This window comes from Trichocoleus sp. ST-U1 (assembly GCF_039961835.1).
In the GTDB taxonomy this organism is placed as follows: Bacteria; Cyanobacteriota; Cyanobacteriia; order Cyanobacteriales; family FACHB-T130; genus FACHB-T130.
Map to the genome: position 1 here is coordinate 1 of NZ_JAMPJZ010000042.1, position 18579 is coordinate 18579.

The following is an 18579-nucleotide window of genomic DNA, read 5'->3' on the forward strand; positions in this document are numbered from 1 at the left end:
AACAAGCAGGCATGGCGGCAGGAGTTGTCTCTTTCATGGCTCAATCTTTAACGTGGAATACTTGCCATGTCAGGATTATATCTTTATTGTTTCTGAATTTTTGTTTAAATACCGTTACCTCGTTTCTGCAAACTGGTTAAGTCAATAATCACCTGTAAACATGGTCTTCGCCCTTGCGGTCGATACGATAGCAATTGATCTAAAACTGCTTGCCGTACCTGTCGAATCATCTGACGAGTTGACCTGGGGTACTCGTTCAGAAATCGACTTAAAGCGCTGGCTGATTTGACTTGACAATTCTCTGGAAGTGGATGTTTTTAGGCTTGTAAAAACAGTCCCAGCAACGCTTGCAAGCTATCGCGTTGATATGCACTCGGCATCAACCCTCTTTTGTTACTAGGGGGAGAGGATAATCAGGAAGAAAACCAGAAACAGTAAGTAACAGCAATGGTTACGCCACGTAGAGAAGCAGTAAATACAGTCGGCTTCATCGATAACTATTGTCAACACTATTATTCAATATTTGAGGATGTCAGGCATTTTGAAGCATTCAAGTATTTACACTTAGGGATGCTATCAGAAATCCCCCAAAAATCCTTGCCCAAAATAGCGAAAACAGTAGGGCTAAAATCCAGTCAATCATTACATCATTTTTTAAGAGATGCACTGTGGGATACAAAAAAATCAAGAGAAATGAGGCTGGAGTTTACAAAGATATTGATTGGGGAAAGAGAAATAATTTTATGTGTGGACGAAACCGGGGATAAAAAAAAGGGAAAAGCCACAGAATATGTAACTCGTCAATATATTGGGAATTTAGGTAAAACCGAAAATGGAATAGTGTCAGCAAACGCCTATGGGGTAGTAGATGGAATTACTTATCCATTGATCTTTCAAATATTTAAACCAAAAAACCGCCTGAAACCAGGAGATAAATATAAAACCAAACCCCAAATAGCAATAGATATGATTCAAGAGTTGAAAGAATGGGGATTTAAAATCAAGTTAGTTTTAGCAGATAGTCTCTACGGAGAAAGTTGAGATGTAATTAGCTGCATAGAAAAGTTACAAATAATGTTTATCGTCGCAATTCGCTCCAATCATGGAGTGTTGATGCCGCCCGGGAGCCGAAAACGTTATAACCGATGGAAAGCTTATCAGCAAAGGCTTTCGCACCGCCCAGCCGAAACTCGTTACCTGAGAGAAATTATTTTTGGCAAACGTCACCGCCGGAGATATTACCAAATTAGTAAGACGAATACTCCCGATCCAACCGGAGAGGAAAGTTGGTACATCATGACTAATTTCTCAATTGATTTGTCACCGAATGTAGCTGAGCTATATAGTTTACGAAACTGGATTGAATATGGTTTTAAGCAAGTTAAAAATGAACTAGGCTGGGCGGATTTTAGACTGACTGACTATGAAAGTATTGAACGGTGGTGGGAAATCGTTTTTAGCGCCTATCTTTTAGTCAGCATTCAAGCTGCTTCATTTCAATTTTCACCCCAATCAAGCCCAACATCTACATCATTAGTGCCAGACTCAAGCGACTCCAATATTTCTCAACATAGTCAACATCCTGATTGGGAGTCTGGTACGACCTAGAAGAGTTCATTGAATAACCTGAGATTAATTATTCAACCTTATATCTTCTACTGTTTGATTCGACCTTGGCTACAAGTATTTAACATTCCTGGGATGAAACGTTGCTTTTTGAAATTAATTCACCTCATGAATGATTTTCGCGCTTCTCCTGTCAGTTTCCCTATTGCTAGTTGAATCTCTTCCTGATTATCCTCTCTCCCTAGTAACAAAAGAGGGATAACAACTGTGCTGCAATGTCACAATATCTACTGTTTGTGAGACAGATTGAAGCACCTTTCCCAAGCGAGCGGAATCTTTAATGCTGCTGTCTTTTAAGCCGTATTATTACCATTATCAGTCTCACAAGCTCTCAAACTGCTGTCGAATAACAAATTATTTGGCGTGTCATCAAATTTAATCTCGTTAAAATTTTAAATCGATATACTTCTCTTCTTTCCTATGTTGTAGCGATAAAGGTTCTCTTGGGACAACAGCACTTTGGACTTATCGCTTAAGGCAACAAGACTGACACAAAGCGTGTGTCACTAAGAAGTTTTCGCGACGTAACCATAAAGTCTAGACTATTAAGAACCCTTAGACGAATAGGATGCGTCATGCCGATCTATCGCTCCAGAACCTCCACCCAGGGACGCAATATGGCCGGTGCCCGTGCGCTCTGGCGTGCCACCGGAATGCACACTGAGGATTTTGAGAAGCCAATCATTGCAGTTGCTAACTCCTTTACCCAATTCGTACCTGGTCACGTTCACTTGAAGGATCTGGGACAACTGGTGTGCCGTGAGATTGAAGCCGCCGGTGGTGTTGCCAAAGAATTCAACACCATCGCCGTGGATGATGGCATCGCTATGGGCCATGACGGAATGCTCTACAGTCTGCCCTCGCGCGAAATCATCGCCGATTCGGTTGAGTACATGGTCAACGCCCATTGTGCCGATGCCCTAGTCTGCATTTCCAATTGTGACAAAATCACCCCCGGTATGTTGATGGCAGCCCTGCGTCTCAACATACCTACAGTATTCGTCTCCGGCGGGCCTATGGAAGCTGGCAAGACCAAGCTCTCGGAATATAAACTAGACCTAGTGGACGCGATGGTGGCTGCCGCGAACGACCGTATCAGCGATGAGGTGGTTGAAGAATATGAGCGTTCCGCCTGCCCGACCTGTGGCTCTTGCTCTGGTATGTTCACCGCCAACTCTATGAACTGTCTCACGGAGGCGATTGGTCTTTCCTTACCTGGCAATGGGACTGTGCTAGCGACCCATTTCGACCGTAAGGATCTGTTTCTCAACGCCGCGCGAACCATTGTCAACATTACCCGCCGTTACTACGAGCAGGACGATGAATCGGTGTTGCCCCGCTCCATTGCCAGTTTCAAAGCGTTCGAGAATGCCATGATGCTGGATATCGCGATGGGCGGTTCTACCAATACCATTCTGCACTTGCTGGCTGCTGCTCATGAAGCCGGCGTCAATTTCACCTTGACCGACATTGATCGTCTCTCGCGCCAGGTGCCGCAACTCTGCAAGGTAGCACCTAACACACCTCAGTATCATATTGAGGATGTCCACCGGGCGGGTGGTATCCCTGCTATTCTCGGTGAGCTAGATCGTGCCGGACTGCTCCACACAAACTTGCCGACAGTCCATAGTAAGACGCTCAAAGAAGCGCTCGATCATTGGGATGTCATGCGTACCAATGACGAAGCCGTCCACACCTTCTTCAAGGCCGGCCCTGCGGGGATTCCAACTCAGCAAGCGTTCAGTCAATCAACCCGCTGGTCCTCACTCGACCAAGACCGAGAAAACGGCTGTATCCGCCGCGTCGAAAACGCCTTCAGCACCGAGGGTGGACTTGCTGTGCTATACGGCAATCTGGCTGAGCGCGGTTGTATTGTGAAGACGGCAGGCGTAGACGAAAGCATTCATGTGTTTGAAGGCAAGGCGCGTATTTATGAAAGCCAGGATGCTGCTGTCAAAGGAATTCTCAACGATGAGGTGGAACCGGGCGATGTGGTAATCATTCGCTACGAAGGCCCACGTGGTGGGCCTGGGATGCAGGAAATGCTCTATCCGACCAGTTACCTTAAATCTAAGGGACTGGGCAAGGTTTGTGCATTATTGACCGATGGTCGCTTTTCTGGCGGGACTTCGGGTCTGTCGATTGGTCATGCCTCTCCAGAGGCGGCGGCGGGCGGGAACATTGCGCTGGTTCAGAGTGGCGATCCGATCCAAATCGACATCCCCAATCGCCGCATCAATGTGGAGCTATCGGCGGAGGAATTAGCCAACCGTCGTGTGGCAATGGAAGCGAAGGGCAAAGATGCCTGGAAGCCTGCACAGCAGAGGCAGCGTCGGGTAAGTGCAGCGCTCAAGGCTTATGCACTGCTGGCGACTAGCGCGGATCAAGGCGCGGTACGAAACCTGGAAATGCTGGAGTAGAGAAATACGCAGACACAAAAACGGGGTTGTGTCTCTTGCAATAGGTCACTGGTAAGGGAGGTAAAGTTTATCTTACCTCCCCCCTACACCATAACGCTCTTTTGTCACTTTAGGGAGAGGATAATAGGCTAAAACGGTTCAAAGCCAGAATTTACCTATGACAGAACCACGTCCAGCCCAAGCCACCGTGAAATTTGTGGATGATTACTGCCAATGGTATCAATCCCTATTTCCAGAAGTGAGAAGCTTTGAAGCTTTTAAACATTTGCATATTGGGATGATTTCGGACATCAAGAGGAAATCATTACCAGCGATAGCCAAAGTGGTGGGACTAGATCAGGAGCAGTCGCTGCATCACTTTCTCACTACCTCACCCTGGAAAGTAGAACAGTTGAGACAGCAAAGATTAAAGCTAATTTTACAAGTTCTAGGAGGAAGGGAAATTAGTCTAATTATTGATGAAACAGGTGACCGAAAGAAAGGGAATGATACGGATTATGTGAAACGACAGTACATCGGCAACTTAGGCAAAATTGAGAATGGAATTGTAGCGGTCACAGCTTATGGAGTAATTGACAAAATTACCTTCCCGCTAACCTTTGAAGTCTACAAGCCAAAAGAACGCCTTCAAGACGGAGATAAATATTTAAGTAAGCCAGAGATTGCAGCTCAGATAATAAGAGAATTACAAGCGTTAGGTTTCCGGTTTAAACTCGTGCTTGCCGATAGCTTATATGGGGAAAGTGGCAGTAACTTCATTGATGTGTTGTACGAGTTAAAGCTGCCATTTGTTGTCGCTATTCGCAGCAATCACGCCGTCTTGCTGCCTAAAGAGCAAAGGGTGCGCTGCAATCGCTGGCGGGAATTTGAGCGAATATTTTCAGACGGAACGACCCAGCAGAGATATATCCGTGAGATTATTTTTGGCAAGCGTCGTGCCACTCAGTTTTGGGAAATTACAACTGACCCCAAAACGTTACCAAAAAACTCAACTTGGTATGTAATGACGCATGTTGCCGAAATAAAATATCATCAAGTAGGTAATCTCTACGGGTTACGAAATTGGGTAGAATATGGCTTAAAGCAAAGTAAGAATGAACTGGGTTGGGCGGATTTTCGGGTGACGAGTTATGCTCAGATTCAGAAATGGTGGGAGATAGTAATGAGTGCTTATCTGTTAGTGAGCCTACACTCAGATTCACTCTATCCTCAACCCAATTTTCAGGAGGATAATCCCCCTTCAGTTGTAGTTAAAAAGTTTTCCCTGCATCCTTGGTGGAATGAAGAAACGGGTTGGAAGAATTTGTTAAATAATCTTCGTTTAATCCTGCAACCCTTTGCCCTATTTAACCTGATTCGACCTTGGCTCAAAGTCTTTCCAATCCCGGCTCTATCTTTGGGATTTTCACGCTTGATTGCGCTTATGAATTACTTTCACGGTGCAGTTCCTATCCCCCTACAAATGCAAGATTCCCTATTTTCTGCTGCCTAGAGTGACAGAAGCAGCGATAACTTCATTATCTCGATAGGCTCCAATCATTAACAGATATTGACTGTTGGGGTCAGTCATCAGTAGTTCGATGAATTTTAAAGAAGCTGAATCTACCCACTGTAAGTCATCCAGGAAAATAACCAGCGGATGTTCTGGCTTTGTAAAGACATGAATAAACTGTTGAAACACCCGGTTGAAGCGATTTTGAGATTCACTGGGTTCTAGTTGTGGAACTTCTGGCTGAACTCCAGTAATTAGTTCGACTTCGGGTATAACATCAATAACAATCTTACCTTGCGATCCCAAAGCATTTTCTAGCTTTTCTTTCCAAAAAACTATCTGTTCCTGACTTTCTGTTAATAGTTGCCGGATTAATTCTTGCAAAGCTTGAATCAGAGCAGCATAAGGAATATTTCGCTTAAACTGGTCAAACTTACCCGCAATAAAATATCCGTGCTGACGCACAACGGGTTTATGAACTTCTTGAACCAAGCAAGATTTACCAATACCTGAATAACCCGAAACTAGCATCATCTCAGTAGTTCCAGCACTGACTCGGTCAAAGGCATCCATTAGGGTAGTTACTTCAGTTTCACGACCATACAGTTTTTGAGGGATGAGCAATTGCCCAGATTTATCTCGCTGACCTGGAAGAAAATCTTCAATTTTGCCATTTCTTTGCAGTTGAACGAGGCATTCCTCTAAATCTACCTTTAATCCTTGGGCGCTTTGATATCGATCTTCAGCGTTTTTAGCTAATAATTTCATTACAATCGCTGAAATTGATGCCGGGATATTTGGATTGATTTGGTCAGGAGAAGCAGGTTGTTTAGCAATGTGAAAATGAACGAGTTCCAGCGGGTCAGTAGAAGAGAAAGGTAAATTTCCCGTCAGCATTTGATAAAAGGTGACGCCTAGCGAGTAAAAGTCGGTACGGTAGTCAATCGACCGATTCATTCTGCCTGTTTGTTCGGGCGACATATAGGCAAGGGTGCCTTCTAGTAAAGTGGGATTACCTTGTGTCTGAGTTTCTCTAGAAAGACGCGATGAAATGCTGAAATCTATAATCTTAACTTGACCAGTTTTAGAATTCATTAGGATATTGTGTGGTTTAATATCTTTATGAATAATCTGGTTTTGATGCAAGGCGGCAAGGGTATCTGCTAGCTGAATAGCAATCGGAAGAAACTGGTTTAAATCAGTTTTCAGGGGAGATTTGATAACTTTTCTAGAGATTCTCCGTCAAAATATTCTAATACTAACGCTAGACCGTTGTTATAGTTTTCTAATGCCAGTGATTTAACAACCCCTTCTATATCCAAAGGGAGTAAAATTTTATACTCATGTCTCAATCGAGAAATTTCTTCAAGAGTGGGATATTCGGCTTTAAGGGCTTTTACACTTACAGAGATTAGTTCAGCCTCTCTAGTCCCCTGATAAATAACTGTTTTAGCTCCTTCATGAAGAGGTAAAGTGGAAAGCTGATAACCCGTTAGGTTGATGCTCATTTTCGGAAGTTTAATAAGTATAGTATTGGCGTGTGATGTTGATAGATGCTAGGAGAGGAGGCTTGCTTAGAGGAATTGATCTAGGATAAGTTATCGCGAAATTAACACAGGTTGAATTGATACTTTTTTCTATAAATTTTTAATTCAATCTTTAAATCTCATAGAGCGTATGAGAGTTGTTGAGTTTTGGTTGTTGCGTTTTATAAGTTCCTCACAATTAGAAAATGTAGAAAATGATTTGGAGGAAGTGCAAACCTATGCTGAATATGTAAAATGGAGCGATCGCTACCCCATTGCCGCAGCGCGATCGCTCCAATCCTAAGTTGTCTCCTGATTACCGTTGCCAGGGCTATCTGTATGCTGGTTGGCATAGGAGAAGGCACGGACACATCATCTCATCTGTATTGAGAATGCCCTTACTTTTAAGAAAATTTTTGATTCTAAATAAATCTCTATATTACAAACACAAATCTTTATTAAGGCGGCGATCGCGCTTAGCGCCGCCTCCAGCTTTATAAAACTTCCCAATCAAGGAAGTGGTAGGAGCATTAGATAATTAAAAAAAGCTTTTGGAAAGCAGGACATTACTTCGGAGTCAGCCTCAACGATGCAAAGGACTCGTCTCAACAATCTCTTTGATGTTGTCAGCCAACAGCTGAGGCGATGGTTTCGCAATCCCTGGCGACGGATATCGCTGGTGGTGATGAGCCTATTAGTGGGCGTGTTTCTAGGAACCGCTATTCCCACAACAGCGGGACAAACCGCTAACTGGGATGTGATTGCCGCTGGATTTTTAATTTTTTTCACCGAAACCGTGAATCGGTTCGTTTACGGCAGAAACCGGCGAGTTGTGCCAACAGGTGAAGGCGTTCCCAACCGCTTATTAGTGACAGAAATGTTGAATGCGCTGAAAATTGGTCTGACTTACAGTTTATTTATTGAAGCCTTTAAACTTGGTTCGTGATGGACTCTCTTCGCCAAATTTTTAACGATTGGATCGCTAGAAAAACGCCGACTTCAGCACAGTTGGAACATTTGGCAGCACAGGCGCTAGCAGATGACTTCCGGGCGAAAGCTTTTGGGATCGCACCCGCCAATGTGGAGGAAGTCATCCGCAAGCGATCGCATTTGTTCCTCTTAATCTATCCCCATCTTTCCTCAGTCCTTAGCCCGCAGTTCCTATCCCTCAGTTTAGAAACGCTGTGGAACCTCTGGCTTCCCCTAGCCACAAAACTAGCGCAGGATCGGCAACAGTTAGGACGCCCCCTCATCCAGGGAATTTTAGGGGGACAGGGAACTGGCAAAACGACTCTGGGAGCCGTCCTTACCTTAATTCTCAAACACCTAGGGAACTCGACACTCAGCCTGTCTCTAGATGACCTCTACAAAACCTATCGCGATCGCCTTGCCTTAAGAAAGCAAGACCCCCGCTTAATCTGGCGCGGGCCACCCGGAACCCACGATATTCAATTGGGTTTAGACGTTTTGGACTGTCTGCGTCAGCCATCCGGGCAACCGATTCCAGTCCCTCGCTTTGATAAATCTGCCTGGGAAGGTGCCGGTGATAGGACGCAGCCAGAAATTGTCCAAGACATCGATATCATCCTGTTTGAAGGGTGGTTTGTCGGCGTCCGTCCCATTGACCCTGCTGCCTTTGACAACGCGCCACCGCCGATTCTAACCGCCGCTGAGCGAACGTTTGCCCGCGATATGAATACCCGATTGCAGGACTATTTACCTTTGTGGGAACGGTTAGATCGGCTGATGATGCTGTATCCCGTTGATTATCGTCTGTCTGTGCAGTGGCGACGGCAGGCAGAACACGACATGATTGCTGCTGGTAAATCTGGCATGACAGATTCGGAAATTGATGAATTTGTCAAGTATTTCTGGAAATCGCTCCACCCAGAGTTATTTATCAAACCGCTGACGAGAAATCCTAGGACGGTAGACTTGGTGATTGAGATTAATCCCGACCACTCCCCCGGTGACGTTTATCGACCGAGCGATCGCACTGATTAAAACCAATAGCAGCCTAACAAGTAAACTCGCGGCTACTTCTGAAAAAATCTAGAACAAGTGCTGGAACTGGAGATTCACATGAATAATGGATTCGAGCGGATAGAAGCGGACAATGTTTTGTGTGTTAATACAAATACTCAGAGACTTTTAATTAATCACTCCACTTTCCAAGTGGGTGAATTCATTAACCGGATGCAGGCTCAGGTAGGAGCAACTGGTGAGCAAATAAAGTGGTTTAGTGAGGGTATAGATTGCAAGGTTCTAAGACCCGGTGCTAACTGGAAACAAGGAAAGGTTAGAGTAACTCTAGAATTTTGCCCGGATGAGCCAGAATCACCACTAGAGGATATTCGTCAGCAACTCAAAGAAGATGATAGCTAATGCCTAATCTTCCCCCTTGGACGCCTCTCCATGCCCAATTGCATCGAATTTTACGCGATCGCCATCTCTTACCGCGAAACCAGCCCCTATTAGTTGCAGTCTCCGGGGGACAAGATTCTCTCTGCTTAATCAAATTACTGCTAGATTTGCAGCCAAAGTGGGGATGGCATCTAGGAATTGCTCACTGCGATCACCGCTGGCGTCCGGATTCCCAAGCAAATGCCAACCATGTGGAACAGTTGGCGAGAACCTGGCAAGTCTCCTATTACTTGGAAACCGCCCCAGAAACGCCATCTATCACCTCAGAGGCAGCGGCGCGGCAGTGGCGTTATCAAGCCTTGAGTGCGATCGCCCAAACCAACAACTTCCCATACATTGTCACAGGTCATACAGCGAGCGATCGCGCCGAAACCCTCCTTTATAACCTGATGCGCGGCAGTGGTGCCGATGGATTACAAGCCCTAACCTGGCAGCGTCCGCTGACTCCAACACTGCATCCAACACTGCAACTGGTGCGCCCTCTTCTAGAAGTTACTAGGGCACAAACCGCTCAATTTTGCCAAGAATTTCAGATTCCCGTTTGGGAAGATTCTACGAATCAAGATTTCAAGTATGCCCGTAACCGTATCCGCCAGGAGTTACTGCCATACTTACAAACTCACTTCAACCCCCAAGTTGAGCAAACACTGGCGAAGACAGCGGAACTTTTACGGGCAGATGTGCAATATCTTGAAGAAGCCGCTCAGAAGCTGCTGCAACAAGCCCTAGAAAACGAAGACTCGCCACTTATCTCTCAGCATGGGCAGGGAGACGGCTCTACAGCACTCAACACTAACAAAAGACTCAATCGTTTCGTATTGCGTCAAGCCCCCCTAGCCCTGCAACGTCGCGTCATGCGGCACTTCCTCGCCTCAGTTCTACCCATCGCCCCCAGCTTCGAGCAAATCGAAAAACTGACTGCCTTAATTACAGCCCCCAACCGCTCTCAAACCGATCCCTTTCCTGGGGGCGCGATCGCACAAGTAGATGGAGTTTGGATTTCAATTAAAAATTAAAAATCCAAAATTAAAAATTCAGAACGACTCATTTTTAATTTTGGATTCTTAATTTTTAATTCTCATGCCGCATTCAACTAACCACCGATCAAGGTGAGGAGAACTTGCCGCATCTCAGTAATTGATTGCAGCTGATAGTCACCCGTTTCCTGAACCTGAGCCAACGTCCCCACGATTGCCTCCAACTTCTGCCGCATCTCATTCAAGCGATCCTGCATTGGCTGTAGCGTTTCCTGATAGGTATTTACCTTGCCCACGAGTTCCGCCGCCGCCGCCCTCATTTCCTGCAATTTCTGCTCTAGCTGCTTAATCTGCTGACGCTCTTGCTCCTGTTCGCCAGCTTGATGGTCAATCATGCCTTGAGCTTGCTGAATGCTCATCCGCACCTGCTCAATCTGGCTTTCCAGTTTTTGTAGTTCCTCTGCCTGTTGTTGTCGTTGTCCTTCCAACTGACTCAGAACCGGACCCAAGTCAATCTTTTGATTGTCCTGCCCTTCATTGTCCACAATCCCTTGCCGTCGCCGCAGCACCCGCAAGTGTTGATTTAAAACTTCTTCTCGCTCCCGCAGGTAGATGCGTTGACCCACCAGCGTTTCATCCAGCATTTGGTAGCAATCCTGCTCCTCTGCTAGCTCATTTTCCAAACTGAGGCGGTCATACTCGCTGGCTTGCTCGATCTTCGTCTGCAATTCCTCAACCGTTTGACGCTGCAAGGTCAACTCTTCTTCTTGGTCATTGACAAAGCGCATCACTTTTTCCAAATCTTGCTGAAGATTTTGCACGGTTTCTTGCAGCTCGCCTAGGGGCATTTTCTCCAGCGCTTCCAGATCGACCTTTTGGCTAATTTTGACACCCGTTGAAGTTGTTGCCAGACGGTGAAGTTGCTCGTACAGCTCCTCCTGATTTCGCAACTGGAGACTTTGCATCTGAGCATACTCCTGCTTGATCTCCAGGGAGTTTTGAAGCACCATCCGCTCTAAACGCACTTTTTCCAGAGCCTCTTGAGCCTGCTTTAACTCCTCCGTGCGCCTTTGCAGTTCTTGAGTTTGCTGGTCTACTTCCGCTTGCTTCTGTTGGGCATTGTTGCGTTGTTGCTCCAGATTTTGCCAGTGCTGATCTAGGGTTCCCTGCTGCCCGTTGACAATTTCAAAAGCCAGATTCAGTTGTTCTCGCACTGCTTCCGTAGGAGCGATCGCCGAAGCTAAACGATCTAGTAATTCCCGAATCTTTTGACCTTGCTCCTCATCTAATACCGTTCCCTGTTGGAACTCCGCCTGTCGTTCCTCCAAGCGGCGCTGCTCGCCCCGCAAGTGTTCCCACGCTCCCTCCATCTCGATGCGGTTGCGATCGCACTCTTCCCGCAGTCGCTCAATTTCCTCCCGCGAACTGTCAATTTCTTGACGTTGCGCCTCCAACCGTTCAAAGTCTTCCTCCAACTGTTGCAGTTGTTCCACCCGCGCTTCCATTTCCATTTCGCGCCGGTTTAGCTCCTGACTCTGATAAGTCAGCGACTGCTTCCACTGTTCAATTTCTTCTTCCTGAGTTTTCGACTTTTCCAGTTGGCGAGAGAAATTCTGCAAGATATTCACCAACTGACGCCCCGCCTCTGTCGGCGGACGCTGCACTTGCCGATTCCCGCTTAGCTCAACCAGCACCAAGACGCCACCATTAAAATTATTGGCTTCTTCAGGAGCGGGAATCACTTCATCAGACGCAGCACGCCAACTCTGGTCATTCTGCTGACAAGCCAGCAGTTTTAGTTCGGCCTTGCCACCACCAAAAACACCGCCACTCTTTTTTTGTACTTCTGCTAGATACAGCACGCTGATGGTCCTCTTGATGTATCTTGTGCCCGCTTGTTGACCGATCTCTGGTCCCACCAGAGCCATGCCGCCATAATTCTCGCCCAGGCTTCATAACCAGAACGATCCTAACCTTTTCAGACCTTGTTGTGGAAGTGCCGACCCACGAGGCGCTTCCACCTTTGAATTCACACCCCGATCTAAAACGCGATCGCCTTTTGGTCAGTTTCTCCCTGAAGACTCCGTAATTTAGCCCGTGTTGGCAGCCACGTCAAGTCTTAAATTAAACTAAATATGTTTCGATTTCTTTCTTATTTAATATTTAACTTGAATCCTAGGCAATCCTGCCACAGACAATTCTCGGCTAGTTCCATTGCTAACTGAACCCAGGCAAAAGCAACCAGACAAATAACTTGCATGGGTTTGACTTTTGTCAGTAAAGATTGTGCCTTCGCCAGAATCTCTTTCCCTGGTACTGTATTATCTGGCTCCATCCTTTACTCAAAGAAAAACTACCTAATTGTAAAGATTTTTATAGCAGGCACCGCGGAAAACTTGACAAATGCAACATTAACTCAGATTCAAACGGTTATTAGGAGCGCATTTTCATTACATGCAGGGAACGTTAAATGAAATTGATATACGCAGCATCCTGCAACTGATCGAATTAGGTCAGCGAACAGGCGAATTATTCGTGGAGGCATACAGCTCACCCGTTCAAGGAACGGGTGAGCATGTAGGGGCGCGACGTACCAGCATCCCCTACCGAGACGCAAAACTCAAAGAACCAGGGCCGTTCTGGTTTGTCTTCTTCCTCAATGGACAAATCGCCTATGCTAGCGATGGAACCGGCAGTTTGTTGCGTTTGCGCGACTACCTACGCCGTTATCGAGCCGAAACCTCCCTCAAAACTCTGGAAGTCCCCTTAATTGATGCGATTAATGCGCCCGAATACGGCTACTTGTGGGCACTGTTGGAAAATCATATTTTGACCCCCGCTCAAGGGCGCAGCATCATCCGCAGTATGGTGCATGAAACCTTATTCGACCTCCTCAGCCTTCATCAAGGCTCCTTCATCTTCGACATTGGCCCAGCGCTAGCACCGCAACTTACCACCCTAGAAATTGCCCCCCTCGTCGCCAAGATCATGAAGCAGGTGCAGGAGTGGAAACAATTTCATCCCCACATTCAATCTCCCAATCACTGCCCAGTCATTGCCGATGCAGTTTCTTTACGCGCTGCCCTGCCAGAAAATGCTTTTAAAACCCTAGATCGCCAGCTAGATGGAAAAACCTCCCTACGGCAGCTAGCCCGATATCTGAATCGTGAAATTTTAACCGTGGCAAGAGCAATTTATCCCTATGTACAACAAGGTTGGGTACAACTGCAAAGTTGCACCAGCGACGAAACAGCAGCCAGTCGCCGAGTCGGAATTAGCATAGAATCCGATTCGACCCCAGCCAACAAAATTCCTCGCGTTGTCTGTATCGATGATGACGTTGCCATCGGTAAAACCGTCGAATATATCCTAAAACCACAAGGTTATGAGGCAACCGCGATTAGCAATCCTCTCAAAGCACTCAGTCTCGTCTTCCAACTCAAACCCGACTTGATTCTTTGTGATATTGCAATGCCCGACCTCGAAGGCTATGAGATTTGTGCCATGCTCCGGAAATCAACCGCTTTTCGACAGACCCCCATCATCATGCTGACTGGCAAAGATGGATTTATCGATCGGGTCAGAGCCAGGATGGTAGGCGCAACCGACTACCTAACCAAGCCTTTTGGAGAAAGTGAGTTATTAATGCTACTAGAGAGATATATTGGCCCTGGTGAAAAGGAATCAACGATATCAGAACCTTTAGACCCTACAGAGTTAAATCGAGAGATAGAAGAAACAGATGTACGAGTCGGGTAAAATTGCCCCACCGATGAGGCGGGGCTTCATTCAATGATGAAATTAGGAATAGACTATGGACTAGGGACTATCAACGACGGGCTACCGACTACAGATACTAAGCAAGTCGTGGGGGCAATCGTTTACCAGCGACTCTCCAAAGCAGGGGAGACATCTCGTAAACAGCGCCCGTACAGGAGTCTAAAGTTAGATGGGATACTTAAGTCATGACATGGTTGAGGGGTGAACCAATCGTGGCTTATGAGCGTTCATGTTTGAACCGGCAGACAGGTAGGTAGGGAGTTATGAGTGTAGTTCTGGTTGTAGAAGACAGTCCCGCACAACGGGCAATGATCTCAGACCTCCTCAAGGGAAGTGGGTTAACCGTAACGATTGCCACTGATGGTGTCGAAGCCTTGGAACAAATTCTCAAGTCTTGTCCCGACTTAGTGGTATTGGATATTGTCATGCCCCGAATGAACGGTTATGAGGTATGTCGTCGGCTCAAAGCCGACCCAAAAACCCAGAATGTTCCTGTGGTAATGTGTTCGTCGAAAGGAGAAGAATTTGACCGCTACTGGGGGATGAAACAAGGTGCAGACGCTTATATAGCCAAACCCTTTCAGCCAACCGAGCTAATAGGGACGGTCAAACAGCTGCTACGAGGCTAACAAGCCATTAGCCATTAGCCCAAAACTACTAACCTCCAAAGTTCTAGTAGCTTTTAGGTTTCGAGAAGTAACAAAAGCTAACAGCTAACAGTTAACAGCTAAGGAGATAGAATGGTCGGCAATCCGGACTTTTTAACAGGCAGCGGTCAAGATCACTCACCCGGATTTCAGGAACTGGAGAGTCCTGAAGGTGAATTACACCTGCGGTTTTACGTTCCATCCGGTAACGAATTTGCCCTAGGAGCCAGTGGAATCCGTGAAGTGGTTTCTCCATCACCAGACAGGATTACTCCAATTCCCAACGCTTCTCCCCTCCTGTTAGGAACGCTGAACTGGCGCGGGCAAGTGATTTGGGTCGCAGACCTCGGGCAGTTTTTAGGGGATTCATCTGCCCTGAACACAGACAAACCTGAGATTCCAGTGATTGCCGTTGAAGACCAGGACACCATGTTAGGCTTAGCCGTTGAGCGTATTGTCGGCATGGACTGGCTCGATATCGATCAGGTACAGATGCTTACTAACGTTCCAGACAGTATGGCACCTTTTCTTAAGGGTGAGTGGTTATTAGACAAAGAGAAAAATCAGTTTCTCCGACTATTAGACCAAGTCGCAATTGTTCGCTCAGCGCGATGGGCAGCATGAAATCAATTAAAAATTAAAAAGTAAAAAGGCAAAATGAATTTTTTAATTTTTAATTTTTAATTTTTACTTGTTTTGGGGGAAGCAAATGAAATCAAGTACAGATTACACACAAGAATATCAACACGCATTTTCAGCCTACACGCTGGGCAACTACGAAGAGGCAGCGGCCATCATCGATCGGTTAGTCGAAAATTTTCCCAATGACCCAAATGCTCGGATTCTACGGGGTCATATTTACTGTTATGGATTACAGCAGTACGCGATCGCGCAAGAACAATACGAGTTGGTGCCTCAGCTCACCGACGACCAAGAGTTTATCGATTGTGCCAACAACGGAATAGAATACGCCCTCTCTTGCCAAAACTACTCCGAATCGGTTGGTGCAACTTCCGATCCCGTTGGTGGCGAGTTGGAACCAGACGAATTTGCACTCAACCATGATGATTATGCGATTCCAGAAGCCAACGCAGCATGGCCATCCCTAGAAGAACCAGAGATGGCAACTCAGGACATCTCTTCTCTAGATGATTTCGACTCCGGAGATTTTCAGGATATAGAGTCTTACTCAGCGGCGAATCCGTTTGTCAGCTCGGACTATACAGATAGTGCAACAGCACAAACACCAGAAGCCTATCACGACCCCTTTGCACAATCATGGTCGCCCAGTTCTCTGGATGACGAGACTGGATCGCCCGCAACCAATACAGATTTTGATGCAGAGGCATTTCCGCTCGACGCCTTTACTGACTTCGATCAAACGGCGGATCGTGAATTTCAAATGCCATCGGGCAACTTCGAGAATGACAATTCGACATTTGAAATTCCCAATTCTTCAGACACTTTAGAAGAACCCAATTTCAATTACTTTCCTCTGGAAGACGAAACACTGTTAATGAGATCCGGAGAGCTGGAATCTAGAAGAACAGAGGAGGAAAGTTTCGGATATGACAGTCAGGATGCCTTAGGCGATACCGAACCTTATACCAGTAGCAACGATCCCACTAGATCCCGTCACCGCCCGTTTGAGACTCATCCCTACGAAGACGATGCTACTTATGTCGCCCATTCCGATCAAAACGGGAATACCCGAAATGACCAATTTGATTTTGAAGCCTTTGACGATGCCATTGGCTATGACTCGTTTTCCTCAGAAAATCAACAGCGCAACCGGCTCAATGAAAGTAGCAGCGACTTCTTAGACGAATTTGGTGATTTTGGAGACGATTTAGGGAGCATTCCGGATTTCGATCTGTCTCATTCAGAAGGCAATAGCCAAGGATTCTCCGCAGGAATTTCCGACTTGGGAACCTCTTCAAGACGGGCATCTGGAGATTCCAAGCGGAAAGTAGAGACGCGAACTTTTACCGAATCCTCCGGAAGTTCAAGCTTGGGCGTTCACGATGATGAATTCAGCATCACCGGAACCTCCGAACAAAGCCCCGGAACGATTTCCTTTACTCCAGAAGGCTCCAAAGCAGAGCCAAATGTCACCATTGAACAAGGCCCTTTAGCTGCCTTTGAAAACGCCCCTCTGAGTAAAAAGCCGCTGATCTCTGCCGCCGCTGCCGGAATTGTCTCCGCCGTTGTCGTTGCACTTGTCAGCTTCATCTCCGCGAGTGCTGCTCCCCAAGACAGTAAAAACACTACAATCTCCCATCTCCGTAACACCAGCTGGGTGATGAGTCTGGCAGCGGGTGCCGCCACCTTTGGGACTACCCTGGCTTTAGGACGAATCACGACTCGGCAAATCAAAAAAACCACCGAAGACCTCCAAGCCCAGTTTGAGTCTGTCTCTGGTGGCAACTTTAATGCCCAGGCAACCGTTTACTCGGAAGACGAATTCGGTTCCCTTGCCGCTGGGTTCAACCAAATGGCTCGCGTCATCCTGACCACTACATCCGAAGCTCAACGCAAAGCTGAAGAGCAAGAACAAGCAAAAGAAGACTTGCAACGTCAAGTGATTCGACTGCTGGATGATGTAGAAGGTGCTGCCCGTGGGGATCTGACCGTGCAGGCAGAAGTCACCGCAGACGTTTTGGGAGCCGTTGCCGACTCCTTTAACCTGACCATTCAAAACCTGCGGGAAATCGTTCAACAGGTGAAGATGGCGGCTCGACAAGTCAGTAGAGGAGCGACTGACAGTGAAGTATTTGCTCGCGGTTTGTCTTCCGATGCGCTGCGACAGGCAGAAGAGCTGGCGGTGACTCTCAACTCGGTTCAGGTGATGACTGGCTCGATTCAGCGGGTTGCTGAAAATGCGAGAGAAGCAGAAGAAGTCGCCCGCGCCGCCTCTGCCACAGCCTTGAAGGGTGGTGAATCCGTAGAACGAACGGTGGCAGGAATTCTGCAAATTCGGGAAACCGTTGCAGAAACGACTCGAAAAGTCAAGCGCCTTGCTGAATCTTCTCAGGAAATTTCTAAGATTGTCGCGTTAATTTCAGGGATCGCTTCCCGAACCAACCTCCTAGCACTCAATGCAAGTATTGAAGCAGCACGCGCCGGTGAGGCGGGTCGGGGCTTTGCTGTGGTGGCAGATGAAGTGCGACAACTTGCAGACCGAGCTGCGAAAGCTTTGAAGGAAATTGAACAGATTGTGCTACAAATCCAGAGCGAAACGGGTTCGGTGATGATGGCAATGGAGGAAGGTACTCAACAGGTAATTGATGGAACGAAGCGGGCAGAACAGGCGAAGCGGAGTTTGGAAGACATCATTCAGGTGTCAAATCGGATCGACGCCCTGGTTCGCTCGATTACTGCTGACACCGTGGAACAGACAGAAACTTCTTCTGCTGTTGCCCAGGTGATGCAATCGGTGGAACTGACCGCGCAAGAAACTTCTCAGGAAGCGCAACGGGTATCCACTGCGCTGCAAAACTTGGTCGGAGTGGCACGAGACCTGCTAACTTCCGTCGAACGCTTCCGCATCGAAGCTACTGAAGGGAAATAAATTGAGAAATCAGAAATTGTGGGGCAAAAACGACTGAAAATTACCCTGGAAACGCGATAAATGGGGTTTCTACAAATCGAGCAAAAATCAATGATGTCGATTCTGTATAGATTGGG

16 protein-coding genes and 2 pseudogenes are annotated in these 18579 nt (G+C 46.8%); 14 read left to right on the top strand and 4 right to left on the bottom strand.

Annotation, left to right across the window (positions count from 1 at the left end; genetic code table 11):
- Window positions 1–116 precede the first annotated feature (116 nt).
- A pseudogene (locus NDA06_RS15735) lies at window positions 117–380 on the bottom strand (IS701 family transposase); the annotation flags it as partial.
- Window positions 381–447: 67 nt separating this feature from the next.
- On the opposite strand from NDA06_RS15735, the gene NDA06_RS15740 reads away from it, so the two are divergent.
- The 4 genes from NDA06_RS15740 (at window position 448) to NDA06_RS15755 (ending at window position 5538) form a co-directional block, all read left to right on the top strand.
- On the top strand, window positions 448–1041 hold the full coding sequence (locus tag NDA06_RS15740; RefSeq protein ID WP_348251770.1) for a transposase: 594 nt from the start codon (window positions 448–450) through the stop codon (window positions 1039–1041).
- Window positions 1042–1074: 33 nt separating this feature from the next.
- A complete protein-coding gene (locus NDA06_RS15745; protein WP_190986504.1) occupies window positions 1075–1608 on the top strand; it encodes a transposase in 534 nt (177 codons plus the stop codon).
- Window positions 1609–2201: 593 nt separating this feature from the next.
- On the top strand, window positions 2202–4046 hold the full coding sequence (gene ilvD / locus NDA06_RS15750; protein WP_348251771.1) for a dihydroxy-acid dehydratase: 1845 nt from the start codon (window positions 2202–2204) through the stop codon (window positions 4044–4046).
- Window positions 4047–4203: 157 nt separating this feature from the next.
- Window positions 4204–5538 (top strand): IS701 family transposase, encoded by a 1335-nt coding sequence (locus NDA06_RS15755; RefSeq protein WP_348251772.1) that lies wholly within the window; start codon window positions 4204–4206, stop codon window positions 5536–5538.
- 18 nt (window positions 5539–5556) lie between these two features.
- Here the strand turns inward: NDA06_RS15755 and NDA06_RS15760 are convergent.
- Window positions 5557–7046: pseudogene (locus NDA06_RS15760) on the bottom strand (AAA family ATPase); the annotation flags it as partial.
- Window positions 7047–7215: 169 nt separating this feature from the next.
- On the opposite strand from NDA06_RS15760, the gene NDA06_RS15765 reads away from it, so the two are divergent.
- From NDA06_RS15765 to tilS, 5 genes are all read left to right on the top strand, one after another.
- On the top strand, window positions 7216–7368 hold the full coding sequence (locus tag NDA06_RS15765) for a hypothetical protein (protein ID WP_190986160.1): 153 nt from the start codon (window positions 7216–7218) through the stop codon (window positions 7366–7368).
- Window positions 7369–7653: 285 nt separating this feature from the next.
- Window positions 7654–8010, top strand: a complete 357-nt coding sequence (locus NDA06_RS15770; RefSeq protein ID WP_190414525.1) for a DUF565 domain-containing protein — start codon at window positions 7654–7656, stop codon at window positions 8008–8010.
- Entirely contained in the window at window positions 8010–9068 is a 1059-nt protein-coding gene (locus NDA06_RS15775) for a glycerate kinase (protein ID WP_190986159.1), read from the top strand. Before NDA06_RS15770 ends, NDA06_RS15775 begins: the two co-directional genes overlap by 1 nt.
- A gap of 78 nt (window positions 9069–9146) precedes the next feature.
- Window positions 9147–9449: a KGK domain-containing protein gene (locus NDA06_RS15780; protein WP_190414523.1), complete on the top strand. Its 303-nt coding sequence runs from the start codon at window positions 9147–9149 to the stop codon at window positions 9447–9449.
- Window positions 9449–10504, top strand: coding sequence for a tRNA lysidine(34) synthetase TilS (gene tilS, locus NDA06_RS15785; protein ID WP_190986158.1), 1056 nt, complete (start codon window positions 9449–9451; stop codon window positions 10502–10504). Before NDA06_RS15780 ends, tilS begins: the two co-directional genes overlap by 1 nt.
- Before the next feature lie 77 nt (window positions 10505–10581).
- Here tilS and hmpF read toward each other — a convergent pair whose 3' ends face one another.
- Both hmpF and NDA06_RS15795 read right to left on the bottom strand, forming a co-directional pair.
- Window positions 10582–12327, bottom strand: a complete 1746-nt coding sequence (gene hmpF / locus NDA06_RS15790; protein ID WP_190438377.1) for a pilus motility taxis protein HmpF — start codon at window positions 12325–12327, stop codon at window positions 10582–10584.
- A 290-nt stretch (window positions 12328–12617) separates the two neighbouring features.
- The gene (locus tag NDA06_RS15795) at window positions 12618–12800 is read right to left on the bottom strand and encodes a hypothetical protein (RefSeq protein ID WP_190986157.1); all 183 of its coding nucleotides are present in this window, start codon (window positions 12798–12800) and stop codon (window positions 12618–12620) included.
- Window positions 12801–12919: 119 nt separating this feature from the next.
- Between NDA06_RS15795 and NDA06_RS15800 the strand changes: the two genes are divergently transcribed.
- The 5 genes from NDA06_RS15800 to NDA06_RS15820 all read left to right on the top strand — a co-directional run bounded on the left by NDA06_RS15800 (window position 12920) and on the right by NDA06_RS15820 (window position 18463).
- Window positions 12920–14224 (top strand): response regulator, encoded by a 1305-nt coding sequence (locus NDA06_RS15800; protein ID WP_190414519.1) that lies wholly within the window; start codon window positions 12920–12922, stop codon window positions 14222–14224.
- 33 nt (window positions 14225–14257) lie between these two features.
- Window positions 14258–14434 (top strand): hypothetical protein, encoded by a 177-nt coding sequence (locus tag NDA06_RS15805; protein ID WP_348251774.1) that lies wholly within the window; start codon window positions 14258–14260, stop codon window positions 14432–14434.
- A gap of 74 nt (window positions 14435–14508) precedes the next feature.
- The gene (locus NDA06_RS15810; protein WP_190414517.1) at window positions 14509–14874 is read left to right on the top strand and encodes a response regulator; all 366 of its coding nucleotides are present in this window, start codon (window positions 14509–14511) and stop codon (window positions 14872–14874) included.
- Window positions 14875–14985: 111 nt separating this feature from the next.
- A complete protein-coding gene (locus tag NDA06_RS15815; RefSeq protein ID WP_190414516.1) occupies window positions 14986–15516 on the top strand; it encodes a chemotaxis protein CheW in 531 nt (176 codons plus the stop codon).
- 85 nt (window positions 15517–15601) lie between these two features.
- A complete protein-coding gene (locus tag NDA06_RS15820) occupies window positions 15602–18463 on the top strand; it encodes a methyl-accepting chemotaxis protein (protein ID WP_190986156.1) in 2862 nt (953 codons plus the stop codon).
- Window positions 18464–18579: the final 116 nt, after the last annotated feature.